This window comes from Methylobacterium sp. OAE515 (assembly GCF_041806315.1).
Classification (GTDB): Bacteria; Pseudomonadota; Alphaproteobacteria; order Rhizobiales; family Beijerinckiaceae; genus Methylobacterium; species Methylobacterium tardum.
In genome coordinates, this window is record NZ_JBGMUV010000001.1 from 5,328,815 (window position 1) to 5,346,275 (window position 17,461).

Consider the following 17,461-nt stretch of genomic DNA (forward strand, 5'->3'; position numbering starts at 1 on the left):
CGACGGCTACCGTTCCGCGGTTCGGTTGGCAACGCGCCCGCTGCCGCAGGCTGCGGCGCCGCCGACGTTGCTGGCGGGGCGCGCATCCCCTAACCCGGGCGCTGCGGCCGGGGCGTCCCGGTTCCCGCAGAAGGATTTTGGATGGTCATGAGACTCGCGGGCGATCAGCGATCGGGGGCCGTGCGGACCTGGCTCTACATCGTCGCGGCTCTCGTGATCGCCATGGTGGCGGTGGGCGGCGCCACGCGGCTGACCGGGTCGGGCCTGTCGATCACCGAGTGGCGTCCCGTCACGGGCGCCATCCCGCCGCTCTCGGAGGCGGATTGGGCCGCCGAGTTCGCCAAGTACAAGGACACGCCGCAATACAACATCCTCAACCAGGGGATGGGGCTCTCCGCCTTCAAGGTGCTCTACGGCTGGGAATGGGGCCATCGCCTGCTCGGCCGGCTCATCGGCCTCGTGTTCTTCTTGCCGCTGACCGTGTTCTGGTGGCAGGGCCGGATCAGCCGTCGCCTCGGCCTCGGTCTGCTCGGCCTCGGCGTGCTCGGCGGATTGCAGGGGGCGATCGGCTGGATCATGGTTGCGTCCGGTCTCCAGCCCGGCATGACCGCGGTGGCGCCCCTCAAGCTCGCCCTGCATCTGACGACCGCGAGCCTGATCCTGGCCGGCCTCGTCTGGCTCGCGGCTGGCGAGCGCGGCGGCGTCCTGGCGCCGGCCGCGCCGCGCCTCCGCGCCGGCGCCGCGCTGCTGCCGGTCCTGATCCTGCTGCAGATCTTCCTGGGCGGTCTCGTCGCGGGATCGCATGCGGGCCTCGTCTACAACACGTGGCCGACGATGGACGGCGCTCTGGTGCCGCCGATGGACAGCCTGTTCGCCATCCGCCCGTGGATCGAGAACTTCGTCGACAATCACGCGCTGGTGCAGTTCGACCACCGGATGACGGCCTATCTCGTCATCCTGGTCGCGATCGTGCACGCGGTCCATGCCCGGATGGCGGGCCCGGCCGGCGTTGCCCGCCGGGCGACCGGCGTGGCGGTCCTGGCGCTGGCGCAGGCCGGGCTCGGGGTCGCAACGCTCCTGCTCGCGGTGCCGCTCTGGGCGGCGCTCACCCATCAGGTCCTGGCGATGGCGATCCTGACAATGGCGACCGTTCACGCCCGCCTCAGCCGGGGGAGCGGGCGGGTTCAGCCGGCCGCGGCCGGGATGCCGCTCGGATTCGAAGGCCTAGCCGGGCGCGGGATCTAGGCTTTCGTGCGGCGCAGCAGAGACCTTGCGTCGCACGAGACTTTTACCCAAAGGACAGAAACTCTGGGAAAACTCCATCTCCGCATTCCGCGCATGGAACGATCAAGACTTCTCAAGCCTTAAGCTGCACGCGTTGCAGGAGGCTTCAAGATGTCTCTCGCGGAAGATGGTCGGCCACTCTCCCTGACCTGGCACTACACGCCCCGGGAGATCATGGCAGACGGCGTGATACACGGGCTCGGCGTGGTGCTCGGGCTCGCGGGCGCCGTGGCGCTGGTGGCGACGGCGGTCACGGCGCATCTCGGTCTCGGCGAGCGGGCCGCGGTCGTGGTCTACGCCACGGCCCTCGTGCTGATGCTCGGCGTCTCCGCCCTCTACAACCTGTACCCGGTCAGCCCGCGCAAGTGGCTGCTGCGCCGCGCCGACCACGCCCTGATCTACCTGATGATCGCCGGCACCTATACGCCGCTCGTCGCCCTCGTCGGATCGGGACCCCGCGCCTACGCGCTGCTGGCGATGATCTGGGCCGTGGCGCTAGTCGGGATCGTCGTGAAGCTGCTCCTTCCGGGTCGCTTCGACCGCCTCTCGATCGGGCTCTACCTGATGCTCGGCTGGAGCGGCCTGTTCGCCTACGAGTCTGTCATCGCGGCGCTTCAGCCGACGGCACTGTGGCTCCTGGCGATTGGCGGGGCTCTCTACTCGATCGGCGTGCTGTTCCATGTCTGGCGGACGCTGCCATTCCAGAACGCGATCTGGCACGGCTTCGTGCTGGCTGCGACGGCGTGCCATTACGGAACCATCTGGGCCAGCCTGAACGGGATGTCTATGACCTGAATTGACATTCGTCCGGTAGAATTCCGGTTACCGTTCCAAGGGAAAGGTCGAGGCGATCTGCTTTCCTTTAAGTTCCCATCGACATCCGGTGGAGCATCGTTCCAGGGATTGATCTTGCCGGGACCGATATCGTGGACGCCACATCGAACGACGCCCGCAGCGCTCAGCGGTACCGGATCCTGCACGTGTTCCGGGCGCCCGTCGGCGGATTGTTCCGCCACGTCGTGGATCTCGCCCGCCTCCAGGCTGGATCGGGGCACGCCGTCGGCATCGTGTGCGATTCGACCACCGGCGGCGAGCGCGGCGCGCGTGCCCTTGCGGAGCTGATGCCCAGCCTCGAACTCGGCCTGATCCGGATCCCGATGCGGCGCAACCCGCACCTGACGGACTGGGCCTGCCTCCGGACGGTGGGCCAGCGAGCCGCAGAGGTGGGAGCCGATGTCCTGCACGGGCACGGCGCCAAGGGCGGCGCCTATGCACGGCTCGCCGCGGCCGGGTCCACGATCCGTGCCTACACCCCGCATGGCGGCAGCTACAATTACCGGCCGGGCAGCCTGCTCCATCGCCTCTACATGGGCGCCGAAGGAGTGCTCGCCCGGCGCACTGATGCCTTCCTGTTCGAGAGCGAGTACGTCGCCGGCCGGCACAGAGCCTTTGTCGGCGGACCCGAGCGCGTGACGCGAATCGTGCACAACGGCATCTCGGAGGCGGAATTCGCGCCGGTCGAACGGGTCCAGGATCCGTTCGACCTTCTGTATGTCGGCGAGCTGCGGGAGGCCAAGGGCCTGCCCTACCTGCTCGAGGCCCTGGTCCGCTTGCGTTCCGAGGGCCGGGCGCTGCGCCTGCTGCTGGTCGGCTCAGGTCCGGATGCCGAGATCCTGCGCGAGACCGTGGCGCGCCTCGGGCTCGCCGGCGCGGTCTCCTTCGAGCCTCCGCAGGCGATCCGGTCCGTGCTGGCGCGGGGCCGCATCCTCGTGGTCCCGTCGCTCGCGGAGTCGCTGCCCTACGTCGTCCTGGAGGCCGCCGCCGCGGCCCAGCCCCTCGTCGCCACGCGGGTCGGCGGCATCCCGGAAATCTTCGGTCCGGCCGCACACGACCTCGTCCCCGCCCGGGATGCGGAGGCGCTGGCAGCGGGGATCCGAAAGGTGCTGGACGATTCGCCCGAGAGGCTTGCCGCCAAGGTGGGCGGGCTCAGCGCGTCGATCCGGCAGCGCTTCTCGCTGGACCGGATGGGCAGCGAGGTCGTCTCCGGCTACGCGGCGGCATTCCAGGCTCGGGAAGGCCGCCGCAGCGCCGGCCGTCGCGAAATCGCCGGACCGCGGACCGCCTGAGCCCGGTGGCGGGAACGTGATGGCCACCGCCGCACACGCCGCGACAAAGCTGCGGCGGTCGGCTCGCCCTTAAGTCTTCCGACAACGCTCCGTGCCAAGCTGCAGTTGAAGCAACCGCAGGCTGGCGCAGGGGGGAGCCCATCGATGAGCGCGTTCGACATCCGGGATCTTCTCGAAGCGACCGGGCCCTTCGAAGCCCCGCCGGCCGCCATGCGCGCGGAGGCGGTGCCGCTCGCCGAGACCTCCGCGCCGGAGGCGGCGGCGATCTCACCCGTGGTGGTCGCCGGGATCGTTCGGACGCTCGAATGCGCGCTGATCTTCGGCCTCGGCTCGCTGCTGCACCTGATGATGCTGCGCGGACGGGTTCCCTACGGGCTGACCTATGCCGGGGCCATCGGCCTGATCGCCGTGATGACGGTTGCGCTGATCCAGGCCGCGGGCGGCTACCGGATTGCCGCCTTCCGGGCCTTCTTCAAGACCGCGATCCGGCTGATCGCCGCTTGGTCGATGACCTTCCTGATGGTTGCCGCCGGTCTGGTCCTCGCCAAGGTGGCCGACCACTACTCGCGGCTGTGGCTCGGGACCTTCTTCGCCACCGGTCTCGGTGCGCTTCTGGTCGGTCGCTTCGTCCTGTTCCAGATCATCGATGCACAGACCCGCGCCGGCCGTTTCGACCGGCGCACCGCGATCGTGGGCGGCGGCAAGCCGGCCGAGGATCTCATCGCCGCCCTGGAGACGCAGAGCGACAGCGGCATCCGCATCGTCGGGGTGTTCGACGACCGCAACACCGACCGCTCGTCGGACGTGGTGGCCGGTCATCCGAAGCTCGGCAACGTGGACGACCTCGTGGCCTACGCGCGCCATGCCCGCCTGGACCTGATCGTCTTCACCATCCCGATCACGGCCGAAGCGCGCATTCTCCAGATGCTCGCCAAACTCTGGGTTCTGCCGATCGACATCCGCCTGTCGGCGCACGCCGCCAAGCTGCGCCTGCGTCCGCGCAGCTACTCGTATCTCGGCTCGGTGCCGGTGCTCGACGTCTTCGACAGGCCGATCGCCGACTGGGATGTGGTGGTGAAGGCGCTGTTCGATCGCGGCGTCGGCCTGCTGATGCTGCTCGCCCTGTCGCCGATCATGCTGGCCGTTGCGCTCGCCGTCCGCCTGACCTCGCGCGGTCCGGTCCTGTTCCGGCAGAAGCGTCACGGCTTCAACAACGAGCTAATCGAAGTCTACAAGTTCCGCTCGATGTACGTCGATCAGTGCGATGCCGGTGCGGCCAAGATGGTCACCAAGGGTGATCCGCGCGTGACGCCGGTCGGCCGCTTCATCCGCAAGACCTCGCTCGACGAGCTGCCGCAGCTGTTCAACGTGCTGAAGGGCGATCTCTCCCTGGTCGGCCCACGGCCTCACGCCCTGCAGGCGAAGGCGGCCAACACCCTGTACGACCAAGTCGTCGACGGCTATTTCGCCCGCCACAAGGTCAAACCCGGCATCACCGGCTGGGCGCAGATCAACGGCTGGCGCGGCGAGACCGACACGTCCGAGAAGCTGCAACGGCGCGTCGAGCACGATCTCTATTACATCGAGAACTGGTCGGTCCTGCTGGACCTCCAGATCCTGCTGACGACGCCGTTCGCGCTGCTCAAGACCGAGAACGCGTACTGAACGTTCTGGCGGCCGGCGTCCCTGAGACGCCGGCCACCCCGCGCCGCCTACGGCAGGGCGCCGGCCTTCTCCTTGGCCTTCATGATCGTGTCGCGGCAGCCCTGGGCGTCGCCGGACTTGTCCTGCTGACGGGCCTGCGCGACCAGCTTCTTGGCCTCCTCGACGCCCGAGGCGGTCGGCTTCACGTCGGCGTCCGACTTGGTGAGGGCCGGCGGCTTGTCGAGGGCCTTCGGAGAATTCGACGAGGTCGGGCCGCCGGGCGGCGTCGTGCCCGTCACGGAGGCTGCACCGGCACTGTCGAGCCGCCGCTGCAGGGTGTCGACCTCGTCGGAGCACGGGGTCGCCAGGGCCGGTGTGGCTGCGGCGAGGGCCAGGGCTGCGAGGGCGAATCTGATCATCATTGAGGCGTTTCTCCACTGCACCTGAGCACGACCGGCTCCGGTTGCCCGCGACGACGCGGGCCGCCACGTCCGGTTGCGACTACCCTGGAGACGCCGGGCGCATCGGGCCGTTCCTGAGACAGGAGGCCGCACCGCGCCATCAGAAACGAAAGCGGGCGCCCTCGCGCGGCCTGGAAACCGCCGGGATCGCCCGCATCAAGTCGTGCCGTTCGTCAGTACTTGCGGATGATCGGCTCCGGCGACATCGGCACCGGGTCGGCGCCGAACGCGTAGCGGATGCCGGCGTAGATTGAGAACGGCTGTGCCAGGGTCGTGGTCCGCGGATCGCTGATCCGCAGGTTCCCGGCCACCGGGCCCGGCTCCGCGAAGGTGCCGAACGTCGCGTAGCGGTTGTTGGTCAGGTTGGTGATCAGCCCGAAGACCTCGAGGTTCTTCGTCACCTGATACTTCGTCTGCAGGTTCAGCGTGTAGTAGGCGGGAAGTTTGCGGTTCAGGTTCGACTCGTCGCCGCGGAAGTAGGACGAGGAGAAGGCCTGGAGATAGAGGCCGAGCTGCCAGTCGGGTGTGATGAAGTAGTCGAAGCCGGCCTTGATCTGGTGCGCCGGCACCAGCGGCACGATGTTGCCCTTGCGTACCTGGATGGCGCCGTCATCCGCGAGCGGGTTGTTGGGCGACGACAGGGTGTCGTTGAACTGGAAGGTGGCGTCGACCAGCGCGTAGTTGGCGTAGACCCGCAGGTAATCGGCCGTGTACTCGCTGCCGACCTCGATCCCCTGCCGCTGCGTCGAGGGCACGTTGACGAAATAGGCGCGCGCCGTATTGCCGGGCGTGGCGAGCGACAGGATGTCGTTGCTGAGATCCGTGCGGAACGCACCGATCTTGTAGGTGATGACGCCGCCGTCATAGGTGTTCGGCAGCTGGCCCCGGAAGCCGACCTCGTAGGTCCGCGCCGTCACCTGCTTCAGCGGCGGATCGGCAACCAGCGAGTTCGGCAGGAGGCACGGCCGATCCGGGTTGGCGCAAGCCAGTTCCAGCGGTGTCGGGGCACGGTTCGACTCCGAGTAGCTGCCGTAGAGGTTCAGCGCGTCGAAGAAGCGGTAGGTCAGGCCGGCGACCGGGTTGATCTTGTTGAAGTAGTGCGTGCCGGTCACGTCCGGCGAGAAACCGGTGAGATCCTCGCTCTGGATGCGTGCGAAGTTGAGGCGTGCCCCGGCCGTCAACGACAGCCGGTCGGTCACGTCGAGCGTATCGAGGGTGTAAAGGCCCATATAGAGGTTCGAGCCGTTGACCGAGCTCGGCGCGATGCCGAGGGCACCAGCGGTCCGCAATTGCGGCGTGCCGAGCCCCGGGATGTTGCCGTAATAGGGGTTGCTCGGGTTGGTGGTGATCGACAGGTCGGGGTTGATGACCCCAAGAGTGCTGGACGACTTGAACGAGTAGTTCGCGGTGTCGATGCTGCCGCCGACCACGAAGGTGTTGGGCAGGCCGAACACCTGGTCGCGGTTCGAGGCCTGTAGCGAGCCGCCGAAGCCTGTGGCCTGGGTTTGGGTCGTGTCCAGGGTGCCGTAGGGGATGTTGGCCCGGAACGGGATGCGCTGGTTCTGCTGGCCGAGGATCAGGAATTGGTTGCGGAACGCGAGCTGCGACTGGCCGGCCGACGGGCTGAACCCGTCATCCTCGAAGCAGAGATTGCCGCGGAAGCTGGAGCGCGTGCTGCAATTCTCGAAGTTGCCGTCGTTGCCATCCACGTAGGTCTGGCTGAAGCGGCGGAAATAGGCGTTTCCGGCGAGATCCCAGGTCGGCGAGATATCGACACGGCCGGTGAGCTGGAGCGAGCCGACCTCTGTCGTGGTGGTCTGCGGGAAGGTGAAGATCGCCCGCGGGTCGCGATGGGTGAAGTCCACCGGCGTTGCGGCGGCTGCGCCGAAGAAGCTGCGTGCGGCCAAGCCGATCAGGTGGAACTCCGAATCCTGCGAGCGGTAGCCGAGATCGGCGTAGAGCCGGCCGATCGTACTCGGGCTCTCGTAGCGCCAGCCGCGGTCGTTCAGCCCGTCGCCGGTGAAATACACGCTCCAGTTGTCGACCACCTTGCCATATTGCAGGTAGCCGGCGGTGCGGGCATCGGAGCCGCCCCAGGCGGCGATCTCGGTACCCTGCCAGGTGAAGCCGTTCTTCATCTGGATGTTGACCGCGCCACCCAGCGCGTTGAGGCCGAAGACCGGGTTGCCGGTGACGACGTCGATCCGCTGGATCGCCTGCTGCGGGATCAGATCGAAATTGACGACGTCGCCGAAGGCCTCGTTGATGCGCACGCCGTTCTGGTAGACGGCGAGCCCCTGCGGCACGCCCTGCACCGGCGAGGCCGTGAAGCCGCGATAGGTCACGTCCACGCGGTTGTTGTTGCCCTGCGAGTCGGAGATGTTGATGCCGGGCGTGCGCCGGGCCAGCGTCGTGACGAGGTTGCTGCTGGCCTGATCGATGGCGAGGTCGCTCGCCGTAACCGATTCCACCGTGCTGGGAATCTTGTAGAGGGGCTGCTCGCTGCCGCGCAGGCGGGTCAGGCTGGTCGGCGGCACGGATCCGAGCGGCGGCACCGGGCCGGGACCGTTGAAGGTCTGCGCCTGGCTCGAGCTGCCGCCACCGGAGCCCACCGGCGTCGTGGACACCACGCTGATCTCACCCAGTGTCACCGATTGCTGAGCCTGCGCGGTCCCCGAGAGGACCGTTCCAGCGACAATCGACGCAGACGCGACCAAGCTGCTCCGCAACGCGCGAAGTGACATTCCCAACCCCCGTGGCCCAAGACCCATGCCCGTTCTTGACGAGCTTGTGATCCCTCATGCCGAGTGGCGGGGAGGTGCACAATTGTGCTTGAACCGCGATCGCGCTGTTTTCGCCGCATTTCACGCGCCGGGACGTGGATGCCGAACCGACGTGATCAAACCGCAACAGTTTCTTGAGCGCAATCAAGCACTTAAGGAAATTTCGGCAAGCGCCTCGGGATGATGTGGCAAGAGTTTCGCGCGACGCGAGAAGGGACTCAGAGCCGTGCCTGAATCATCCGTGCGATCTCGCCGAGCCGTTGCTCAAGGAGCTGCGGAACCTCGCAGACATAGGTGAGCGACTGGCTGCGCTCCTGAAATATGCGCCGGTCCCAGGCGAACTTCGTCTCCAGCTCCGACTGATCCTTCGGAAGCTCCGTCGCATCGGATGCGCTCGGTGCGTCCTTGACCTGGCTGATCTTGTCGGCCTCGTCGCGGATCCGCTCCGCCATCCGGCGCTGGCCCTGGGCGTAGCGGGCTATGCCGCCGACGACCTTGTCGCGCTCGCCGTTGATCACCTCGAACACGCCCGCATAGACGCGGGTCAGGGCCTTGTCCTTGGCGTCCTTGTCGGTGCCGAACTTGCCGGCGAACTCATCGAGGAGCGGTCCGACCTGCGGAAGATCGGTGCGCCGTGAGGCGATCTTCTGGGCGAGCACCGCAGCATCGTTGTCGCTGCCCCAATCGCCGGCCGCGGCGATGTCCGGGCCCGTCCAGAACTGGCCGGGGCTCAGGGTGGCGACCTTGCGCTGGACACAGGGCCAGTCCGGATCTTGGCGCGGCTGCGCCAGCGCCGGTCCGGCGAGGAGGCTCAGCCCGAGCGCGCTGCCCAGGATGCGGGAGACAAGACGGTTCATCGGAACGGGCTCCATCAGGGGGTCTCGCCGGCCGGGCCACCGCGCCGGGCCATGATGCCGCGGCCGGGATCGTAGGCGACGACGGCGGCGCCGAAGAAGGCGAGCGTCACGCCGACCACGACGGCGCAGGCGACCGGCTCGAACTGGACGTAGAGGGCGTAGCGGACGAGCTGCACCGCGTGGCTGAATGGGTTCAGCTCGCAGATCCAGTACAGCGTCTCCGAGGATTCCCGGATCCGCCACAAGGGGTAGAGGGCCGAGGAGGCGAAGAACATCGGGAAGATCACGAAGTTCATCACGCTGGCGAAGTTCTCGAGCTGGCGCACCAGCGAGGACAGGAACAGCCCGATCGCCCCGAGCATCAGGCCCGAGGCCAGGAATGCCGGCAGCGCCGTCAGGTAGCCGAGCGGTGGGATGTCGGTCTCCCAGAAGTAGGCCACCGCCAGGAACGCATAGGCCTGCACGACGGACACGGCCACGCCCGCGATCAGCTTGGCGAGCAGCAGCAGCCAGCGCGGATAGGGCGAGGTCAGCAGCACCTTCATCGACCCCACCTCGCGGTCGTAGACCATCGAGAGCGACGATTGCATCCCGTTGAAGAGCTGGATCATCACCGCCAGCCCGGGCACCACGTAGACTTCGTAGAGCACGTAGGTCTGGTACGGCGGCTCGATGGAGACACCCAGCGTATTGCGGAAGCCCGCCGCAAAGATGAACAGCCAGACGAGCGGGCGGACCAGCGCCGAGAAGAACCGCTCCTTCTGATTGAAGAAACGCAGCAATTCCCGGCGGACGATCCCGCCGAGGCAGATCAGGTACCCGACCGCGTCGAGCCGCCCGATCCGCTGCTGCGCACCGCGTGCCGTGACGGCGGCAGGGGCGGACGAGACCTGTATCGGCGCGCTCATGCCGCAGCCCTCCCCGGCTCGGCCACGAGGCGGCGGAAGGCATCGGCCAGGGACTCGCCCGGGCTGCCGATGTCCCCGGCCCGGCCGCGGGCGATGATCCGGCCCCGGTGCAGCACGACGGCGTCGTCCTGGGGCGCGATCTCCTCGAAGATATGGGTCGCCCAGAGGACTGACAGCCCCTCCTCCCGCACCAGCGCGCGCACGATCGCCACGATGTCGGCGCGGGATTCGAGGTCGAGCCCGACGGTCGGCTCATCGAGGAGCAGCAGATCCGGGCGATGGATCAGGGAGCGGGCGATCTCGATGCGTCGCGACTGGCCGCCCGACAGGGTGCGGACCTTGTCGTGCCGCCGATCCGCGAGGCCGACCCGGTCGAGCAACGCCCCGACACGCGCCTTCCCGGCGCCGCGGGCAATGCCATGGAGGCTCGCGTGGTACAGCAGATTCTGCTCGACGGTGAGGTCGGTGTCGAGGGTGCGTGCCTGGAACACGACGCCGAGCCGGGCGAGCGCCCGCGAGGGCTCCCGGTCGAGGGCATGGCCGAAGATCGCCACCCGGCCGGTCTGGTTGTTGTAGAGCCGGGTGATCACCGAGAACAACGTCGTCTTGCCGGCGCCGTTCGGTCCGAGCAGGACGGCGAAGTGCCCGCGCCCGACCGTAATCGAGACGTCGTCGAGCGCCGCCCGAGTTCCGAACCGGTGGCCGACATGGTCGACCTGGAGGGCAGCCGCCTCCGCCATGCTCATCGGCCGAGCACCTTTCTGGCGTCGGCGACCGCGTCGAGGCACTCGTCGAACTCGCCCTCCTTCTGCTCCCGCTCGGCGACCCGCAGGGCCTTCTTGAGCTTCGGCACTGCGGATTCGGGCGGATTCAGTGCGAGCGCGTCGCGGATCATCGTGATGCCTTCGGCGCAGGAAGAGGCGTCGTCGGCCGCGAGGACCGGACCGGCGGCGAGCAGGCAGGCGGCGAGCAGGAGGATGCGCATCATTTCACCGTCAGCGTGCCGGTCATGCCCTTGGCTTCCAGGCCGTGCACCGACCACGTGTAGGTGCCGGGCTTGATCGCGACGAACTCGATGGCGATCTCGCCGGGATCGTCGAATTCCAGGTGGTCGGGCGGGCCGCCGCCGTGGATCTCCTTGTGCTCGATCACGATCTGGTTGAACCAGATGTATCGGAAGAACTCCGGCGCGTAGAATTTGTATTCCTGGCGGCCCTTGGCGACGATGCGCAGCCGGTAGGCCTTGCCGGATTCGAGCGTGAGGTCCTTGTTCTCGACGACGAAGTCGTTGCCCTGATCGTCACCCAGGACGAGGTCGGGCAGATTCTCCCGCTTCTTGGTGAGGTCCAGCGCCAGCGCCGGACCGGCCGCGAGCAGCCCCGCCAGGGCGAGGGCTGCCGTTCGAAACATCCGCGTCATGTCGCTTCCTACCCTTGGGCGCCACGCCGGGTGCCCTGTTCGCTTCGGATCCCGAATCCGCGCCGGATCAGTTCGGCGAGATCGCCACGCCCCAGGGCAGCAGGCCGACCGGGATGCTCTTGACCACCTTCTCGGCGGCGACGTCGATCACCGAGACGTCGTTGGAGGTCCCGTTCGTGGTGAAGAGCTGCTTCTGGTCCGGCGTGAAGGCGAGCTGCCAGACGCGCTGGCCGACCGGCAGGTACTTCTCGACCTCGTAGGACTTCGCGTCGATGACCGCGACCCGGTTGGCCGGGCCGAGCGCCACGAAGGCTTTCGTTCCGTCCTTCGTGATCCGGATGCCGACGGGCTGGATCGCCTCGTCGTTCACGCTCGGGATCTTGAAGCTGATCTTCTTGATCACCCGGCGCTGGGCCACATCGATCACGCTTACCGTGCCGCCGACCTCCGCCGACACCCACAGGAACTTGCCGTCGGCGGTGAACTCGGCGAAGCGCGGCCGGGCATCGACCAGCACATTGTCGATGACCTGGAAGGTCTTGGTGTCGATAAAATGGGCCATGTTGGTCGTTTCGGAGGTGTTGACCAGGATCTTCCCGTCCGGCGACAGGCCCATTCCCTCGGGCTCGACGCCGACCGGCACCTCGGCCAGGACCTTGTTTTTCTCGATGTCGATGATGGTGACTTGGCTGTCGTCCTCGTTGGCGACGTAAAGCGGGTTGCCGGACGCATCGAGGATGAACTGCTCCGGATCCGGGCCCGAGCGCAGGGAGCGCACCACCTTGCCGGAACTCGTATCGAGCACGTCGATGCGGTCGTCGTCGCTCGCGCAGACGAACAGCTCCTTGCCGTCCTTCGACACGGTCACGCCCCGCGGGCGGCGGCCGACCTTCCAGGTCGCCGTCACCGCCATCGTGTTCGTGTCGATGGCGCTGACCGAGTTGCCCTTCTCGTTGGTGACGTAGGCGGTGAAGGCGGCGGCCGGCCCGCACAGGGCGAACCACGCTCCGAGGGCGAACACACTCAGACCTGCCTCGACGCGGCGGTTCATACCATTCCCTTCCCTTGCGACTTCCCGGCGTCCTCGAAGGACGTTCTCGGAGGACAATTGTAGTGCGATTTCCGCGCGTTGCGAGAGCGCCGGCCGCTCACCAACGCCGCAGGCGGAGGCCTCACTTGAACTTGCAGGTGGTTTCCGGAAGATCCACCCCGAGCGTGTCGAGCGGGGTGCGCTGATGCAGGAAGCCCTGCTCGGGGGCCACCGAGACCAGCGCCTTCGGCTGCACCACGATGATCGCCTGCCGGAGCTGGTGGTCCCAGGGCCGGAAGCTGAGCGGCACGCCCTTGTAGGCGGGCAGCGTGAAGGCGGGATCGGCGAGATACGGCCCGATCACCGCCGGATCGTTGGTCTTCTTGGCTGTCACGGCCTCGCCGACGGTCCGCACCGCGGCCCAGACCTGGTAGTCCAGCGGGCGCATCAGGCGTCCGGCGAGCCGTCGGAACCGGTTCTGCGCCTGGGCGGCCCCCCAGGTCTCCAGCACGGGCGACCAGGTCGTGGGCGTCAGCGCCTGCGTGCCGCCGACTGGGCGCGGATCGACGGTGCGGTAGGGCACGTAGTCGCCCCAGTCGCCCTCCTCGTCGGCCACGATGGCCAGGTCGTAGTCGAGCCCCCGGGTGAAGACCATCGCCTCGGCCCGGGTCGGGGTATCGCCCCGCGCCTTGGCCAGCGGTCCGAAGGTCCAGGGCTTCTCGGCCGTGATCTTGAGCGCGAACTTCCGGGCCGAGTTGCGAACCGCGTCGGCATAGGCCTTGTCGGCGTCGGTCGGGCCGACGATCAGGAAGATCTTCCGCCAGCGCATGACCGTCAGGTATTGCGCCAGCGCGTCGGTTAGCATCGCCCGCGATGGGAGGATGTGGAACACGTTGGCCCGGCAATCGGCCCCGCGGAGGCGATCGTCCGCGGCCCCGGCGTTCAGCACTACGGCGCCGGTCTCCTTGACGGCATCCGCCACCGCCAGCACCGCGTCGGCGGGCAGAGCCAGAACGAGGTAGCGCGCGCCCTTGGCGACCAGCTCCTTGGCCGCCGCGACGGGATCCGGCTTGTCGTCGGTCAGCGCGATCTCGTCGAGGGCGTACGTCTGCTTGGTGAAGCGGCCGGTCGTGTTGTTGTCGGCGATGCCCATCTTGGCGCCCGCCAAGCCCTCGTCCTCCGGCGCCGCCTCGGCGTCGTAGGAGGACGGCGCGGGCTGCGGCCGATAGATCAGGCCGATATGGGTGTCGATCGATTCTGGGGCGGGTTGCTGGGCCTGCGCCGAGAGCGGCAACAGCGCCAGCGCCGCAAGCCCGGCGCGCAGCCAGACCGGGAACGCCTGACGGAGGACAGCGGTGTCGGGTGCAGGATCTTGCATATGCGCGGCCTCTAACAGCTTCCGCTCCGACCGCTCAACCGCGGCCTGTCGTCCCGACGTTCACGTTCCCGTCGTGGAATACGCAGGCTGCGAAGTACATTGCCAAATTGTCCCTTCGCCCGACCTATGCCGGCAACGATGTCGCCGAACGCGGCGATCGGACCGTCGAGAGGAAGCCTGACGATGCGCCCCCAGTCTCTCCGTGCCGCCACCGCGTGCGCGCTCGTCATCCTGGGGACTGCCCTGCCCGGCGCGGCCCTGGCCGCACAGAAGGCCGCCGTCTTCCCGGTGGAGCTGTTCGATCCCGGCGCCTCCTACGGCGCCCGTGCAAGGCCGGCCGACACCAAGAAGCTCACGCTGGTCACCGACGAGCTGCGCAAGGCTCTCCACGATCAGGCGGGGCTAGAGATGGTCGATACGGCGCCGAAAGCCGATACCGTGGCCAAGGAGGGTCCGCTCTACAAGTGCAACGGTTGCGCGGCGGACATCGGCAAGAGCCTGGGTGCGGACCTCGTCGTGACGGGTTATGTGGAGAAGGGGTCCGGTCAGATCTTCAACCTGAACGTCACCATCGCCGAGGCTGAGACCGGCAAGGTGGTGCGCGGCGGGCATGTGACGATCCGGGCCGACACCGACGATACCTGGGCCCACGCCATGCGGTGGGTGGTGAAGAACCGCCTGCTCGCCGAGCCGCTGCCCGGAAAGTCATGAGGCCTTCCGTAGAGTCCCGAGTCATCCGTGTCCGCGTCTCCTGCCCAAGCCACTCCCCTGCCCCGTCTTCTCGTCAGTGTCCGTGATCCGGCCGAGGCCGAGGCTGCGCGGCTGGCCGGGGCCGACCTCGTCGACGCCAAGGATCCCGAGCGCGGGGCGCTCGGCGCGCTCGACACCCGGACCGTACGGGAGATCGTCGCCCGGGTGTCCGGCGGTGCCGTGACCAGCGCGGTCGCCGAGCCGACGCCGCGCGACGTGGACGCGATGGCGGCGTCGGGGGTGGACTGGGTCAAGACCGGTATCGGCCCGGCACGACGTGGAGATCGGGCTACCCTGGCGGCTCTCGCCGCGGCGGCGCCCGGACGGCTGATCGCCGTGCTGTTCGCCGAGGACGGCCCGGCCGCCACCCTCGTCCCGCACCTCGCCGAAGCCGGATTCGCGGGCGCGATGATCGACACGGCCGGCAAGCGGGGCGCGCGTCTTCCCGATCTCGCGGCGCCGGCGGATCTTGCGGCCTTCACCGCGGCCTGCCGCGACCACGCGCTGATGAGTGGCCTCGCGGGCTCGCTGCGGGTCATCGATATCCCGAGCCTCGGCGCGTACGCACCGGATTATCTGGGTTTCCGTGGCGGCCTGTGCCGCGACTTCGATCGCCGCAACGGCATCGATCCCCTGCGGGTGGCCGAGGCGCTGCGCGCCCTGCGGCCGAGCCGGCGGGACGCCGCGTGACCGCCGTCGTCAAGGTCGGCGGCAGCCTTGAGGCGGACCCCCATCGCCGCCGCGCGCTGCTGACCGCGCTCGCCGACGGCGTGCTCGGGCGCTGCATCGTCGTGCCGGGCGGCGGCACCTTCGCGGGTGCCGTGCGGGCCGCGCAGGCGCGCGAGGGTTTCAGCGACGCCGAAGCCCATCGCCGCGCGCTCGACGCCATGAGCGATGCCGCCGGCATCTTCCGCGGGATCGAGCCGCGCCTGGTGCAGAGCCTGGAGCCCTGGACGGAGGCTGCGCCGGCCCGGGCACGGGTGTGGAACCCGCGCCGTCTGCGCGCGGGTCATCCGGACATACCCGAGACCTGGGACGTCACCTCCGACAGCCTAGCGCTCTGGCTCGCCGCACAGGTCCAGGCCGAACGCTGCGTGATGGTGAAGTCCGTCGATGCGCCCGGCGGTCACGATGCCGCCGCCCTCGCGCGCATCGGCCTGGTGGATGTTGCCTTCCCGGACTTCGCCGCACGGTTCGGCGGCCCGATCGAGATCTGGGGGCCGGCCGAGAAGGTCACGGTCGCCATGAAGGATGCCGCGTGAGCGCGCCCGAGCATATCGTGTTCGTCACCGGCCGCCTCGCGCGGGCGCGGCTGGAGAAGGTCGCGGCCGGCCTGCCGGACCGGTTCCGGTGGAGCATCGCCGATGCCGGCGTGAAGGTCGCCGCGCTGATGACCGAGGAGATCATCCGCCGCCGTGTCACGCTGCCCGAGGGCGCGACCCGGGTGATCCTGCCGGGCCGGTGCCGCGCCAATCCCGAGCACCTCGCCGCGCATTTCGGCGTACCGGTCGAGCGCGGCCCCGACGAGGTCGTGGACCTGCCCGCGTGGCTCGGCCTGTCGGCCCGGAAGGTGGACCTTTCCCGGCACGATCTGCGGATCTTCTCGGAGATTGTCGACGCCTCGAAGATGAGCGTCGACGCGATCCTGACCAAGGGCCTCGACCTCGCCCGGCGAGGCGCCGATGTCATTGATCTGGGCGGGCTGCCCGACACGCCGTTTCCCCACCTCGAGGACGCCGTGAAGGCCATGAAAGACGCCGGCCTCACGGTCAGTGTCGATTCCTTCTCCCGCGAGGAGCTCGCCCGGGGCGCCGGCGCCGGGGCTGACTACCTGCTGAGCCTCAATGAGGAGACCCTCGATCTCGCCTTCGAGACCGACGCGGTGCCGATTCTCGTGCCGCTGCGGCCCGACGACCTGCCGTCCCTCGACCGGGCGATCGAGCGGATGCTGAAGGCCGGGCGGCCGTTCCTGGCCGATCCGATCCTGGAGCCGATTCATCACGGTTTCGTGGATTCGATCGCCCGCTATCGCGAGACCCGCGACCGCTGGCCGGAGATCGAGATGATGATGGGCACCGGCAATCTCACGGAGTTGACCGAGGCCGACTCGCTGGGCGTGACCGCCCTCCTCGTCGGCATGTGCTCGGAGCTTTCGATCCGCAACGTGCTGATCGTGCAGGTCTCCAACCACACCCGCCGCACCGTCGAGGAGCACGACGCCGCCCGCCGGGTCATGTACGCCGCCAAGGCCGATTCCGCGCTGCCCAAGGGGTATGGTCGCGCGCTGCTCGCCCTTCACGACAAGCGCCCCTTCGTGCAGACCGCCGAGGAAGTCGCGCAGGCGGCCGCCGAGGTGCGCGATCCCAACTACCGGATCGCGGTCGCGGAGGACGGGATCCACGTCTACAACCGCGACATCCACAGAGTCGGCACCGACGCGATGGCCTTCTTCCCCGACCTCGATGTCGCCAGCGACGGGGCGCATGCCTTCTATCTCGGGGCGGAACTCGCCAAGGCCGAGACCGCCTGGCGGCTCGGAAAGCGTTACGTGCAGGACGAGCCCCTCGATTGGGGCTGCGCGGCCGACGCCGAGGTGGAGGATGCCACCGCCTTCAAGAAGGCCGGTCACACGCGCCATTCCGGCCCTGACGCGCCGCCGCCCGGCACGCGGGACGCGCGCCTCGTGCGGCCCGAGGCCGACGCGCGCGCGCCCGAGATCATCTCCGAAGCGGGCGCGCGCGCGGAAGCGGCGCCCGAGCAACCGCAAGACCCGAAGGCCAAGCTGGTCTGCGGGCGGCTCGTGCCGGTCGACAGGGCGTGA

General features: G+C 68.5%; 17 protein-coding genes. 8 read left to right on the forward strand and 9 right to left on the reverse strand.

All coding sequences use genetic code 11. The annotated features are described in order from the left end of the window. The first annotated feature begins 141 nt into the window (after positions 1 to 141). From ABIE45_RS25995 to ABIE45_RS26010, 4 genes are all read left to right on the forward strand, one after another. Complete coding sequence (locus tag ABIE45_RS25995) at positions 142 to 1,245, forward strand: COX15/CtaA family protein (protein ID WP_192707760.1); 1,104 nt, start codon at positions 142 to 144, stop codon at positions 1,243 to 1,245. 150 nt (positions 1,246 to 1,395) lie between these two features. Continuing rightward, on the forward strand, positions 1,396 to 2,079 hold the full coding sequence (locus ABIE45_RS26000) for a hemolysin III family protein (RefSeq protein WP_192707759.1): 684 nt from the start codon (positions 1,396 to 1,398) through the stop codon (positions 2,077 to 2,079). Positions 2,080 to 2,210: 131 nt separating this feature from the next. Further along, positions 2,211 to 3,410 carry a glycosyltransferase family 4 protein gene (locus tag ABIE45_RS26005; protein ID WP_192707758.1) on the forward strand — a complete coding sequence of 400 codons (1,200 nt, stop codon included), beginning with the start codon at positions 2,211 to 2,213 and terminating at the stop codon, positions 3,408 to 3,410. 144 nt (positions 3,411 to 3,554) lie between these two features. Continuing rightward, complete coding sequence (locus ABIE45_RS26010; protein ID WP_192707757.1) at positions 3,555 to 5,075, forward strand: undecaprenyl-phosphate glucose phosphotransferase; 1,521 nt, start codon at positions 3,555 to 3,557, stop codon at positions 5,073 to 5,075. 47 nt (positions 5,076 to 5,122) lie between these two features. Here ABIE45_RS26010 and ABIE45_RS26015 read toward each other — a convergent pair whose 3' ends face one another. The 9 genes from ABIE45_RS26015 to ABIE45_RS26055 all read right to left on the reverse strand — a co-directional run bounded on the left by ABIE45_RS26015 (position 5,123) and on the right by ABIE45_RS26055 (position 13,890). Continuing rightward, positions 5,123 to 5,476, reverse strand: coding sequence for a hypothetical protein (locus ABIE45_RS26015; RefSeq protein WP_192707756.1), 354 nt, complete (start codon positions 5,474 to 5,476; stop codon positions 5,123 to 5,125). Positions 5,477 to 5,688: 212 nt separating this feature from the next. After that, positions 5,689 to 8,259 (reverse strand): TonB-dependent receptor domain-containing protein, encoded by a 2,571-nt coding sequence (locus tag ABIE45_RS26020; protein WP_192707755.1) that lies wholly within the window; start codon positions 8,257 to 8,259, stop codon positions 5,689 to 5,691. A gap of 257 nt (positions 8,260 to 8,516) precedes the next feature. Beyond that, entirely contained in the window at positions 8,517 to 9,155 is a 639-nt protein-coding gene (locus ABIE45_RS26025) for a hypothetical protein (RefSeq protein ID WP_192707754.1), read from the reverse strand. A 14-nt stretch (positions 9,156 to 9,169) separates the two neighbouring features. Next, a complete protein-coding gene (locus ABIE45_RS26030) occupies positions 9,170 to 10,063 on the reverse strand; it encodes an ABC transporter permease (RefSeq protein ID WP_210331662.1) in 894 nt (297 codons plus the stop codon). Further along, entirely contained in the window at positions 10,060 to 10,809 is a 750-nt protein-coding gene (locus tag ABIE45_RS26035) for an ABC transporter ATP-binding protein (RefSeq protein ID WP_192707753.1), read from the reverse strand. Before ABIE45_RS26035 ends, ABIE45_RS26030 begins: the two co-directional genes overlap by 4 nt. Then, the gene (locus tag ABIE45_RS26040) at positions 10,806 to 11,048 is read right to left on the reverse strand and encodes a hypothetical protein (RefSeq protein WP_192707823.1); all 243 of its coding nucleotides are present in this window, start codon (positions 11,046 to 11,048) and stop codon (positions 10,806 to 10,808) included. The genes ABIE45_RS26035 and ABIE45_RS26040 overlap by 4 nt, the downstream gene beginning before the upstream one ends. Continuing rightward, a complete protein-coding gene (locus ABIE45_RS26045; RefSeq protein ID WP_192707752.1) occupies positions 11,048 to 11,482 on the reverse strand; it encodes a hypothetical protein in 435 nt (144 codons plus the stop codon). Before ABIE45_RS26045 ends, ABIE45_RS26040 begins: the two co-directional genes overlap by 1 nt. A gap of 67 nt (positions 11,483 to 11,549) precedes the next feature. Further along, positions 11,550 to 12,533, reverse strand: a complete 984-nt coding sequence (locus ABIE45_RS26050) for a YVTN family beta-propeller repeat protein (RefSeq protein WP_192707751.1) — start codon at positions 12,531 to 12,533, stop codon at positions 11,550 to 11,552. 121 nt (positions 12,534 to 12,654) lie between these two features. After that, positions 12,655 to 13,890 (reverse strand): ABC transporter substrate-binding protein, encoded by a 1,236-nt coding sequence (locus tag ABIE45_RS26055; RefSeq protein WP_192707750.1) that lies wholly within the window; start codon positions 13,888 to 13,890, stop codon positions 12,655 to 12,657. A gap of 183 nt (positions 13,891 to 14,073) precedes the next feature. Here ABIE45_RS26055 and ABIE45_RS26060 point away from each other — a divergent pair, with 183 nt between their 5' ends. From ABIE45_RS26060 to ABIE45_RS26075, 4 genes are read left to right on the forward strand one after another with little or no spacing between them, the layout of a single operon-like run. Next, positions 14,074 to 14,601, forward strand: a complete 528-nt coding sequence (locus ABIE45_RS26060) for a DUF3280 domain-containing protein (RefSeq protein ID WP_192707749.1) — start codon at positions 14,074 to 14,076, stop codon at positions 14,599 to 14,601. A 27-nt stretch (positions 14,602 to 14,628) separates the two neighbouring features. Further along, positions 14,629 to 15,330, forward strand: a complete 702-nt coding sequence (locus ABIE45_RS26065; protein WP_192707748.1) for a (5-formylfuran-3-yl)methyl phosphate synthase — start codon at positions 14,629 to 14,631, stop codon at positions 15,328 to 15,330. Further along, complete coding sequence (locus ABIE45_RS26070; protein WP_192707747.1) at positions 15,327 to 15,902, forward strand: uridylate kinase; 576 nt, start codon at positions 15,327 to 15,329, stop codon at positions 15,900 to 15,902. Before ABIE45_RS26065 ends, ABIE45_RS26070 begins: the two co-directional genes overlap by 4 nt. Next, entirely contained in the window at positions 15,899 to 17,461 is a 1,563-nt protein-coding gene (locus tag ABIE45_RS26075; RefSeq protein ID WP_192707746.1) for a DUF6513 domain-containing protein, read from the forward strand. The genes ABIE45_RS26070 and ABIE45_RS26075 overlap by 4 nt, the downstream gene beginning before the upstream one ends.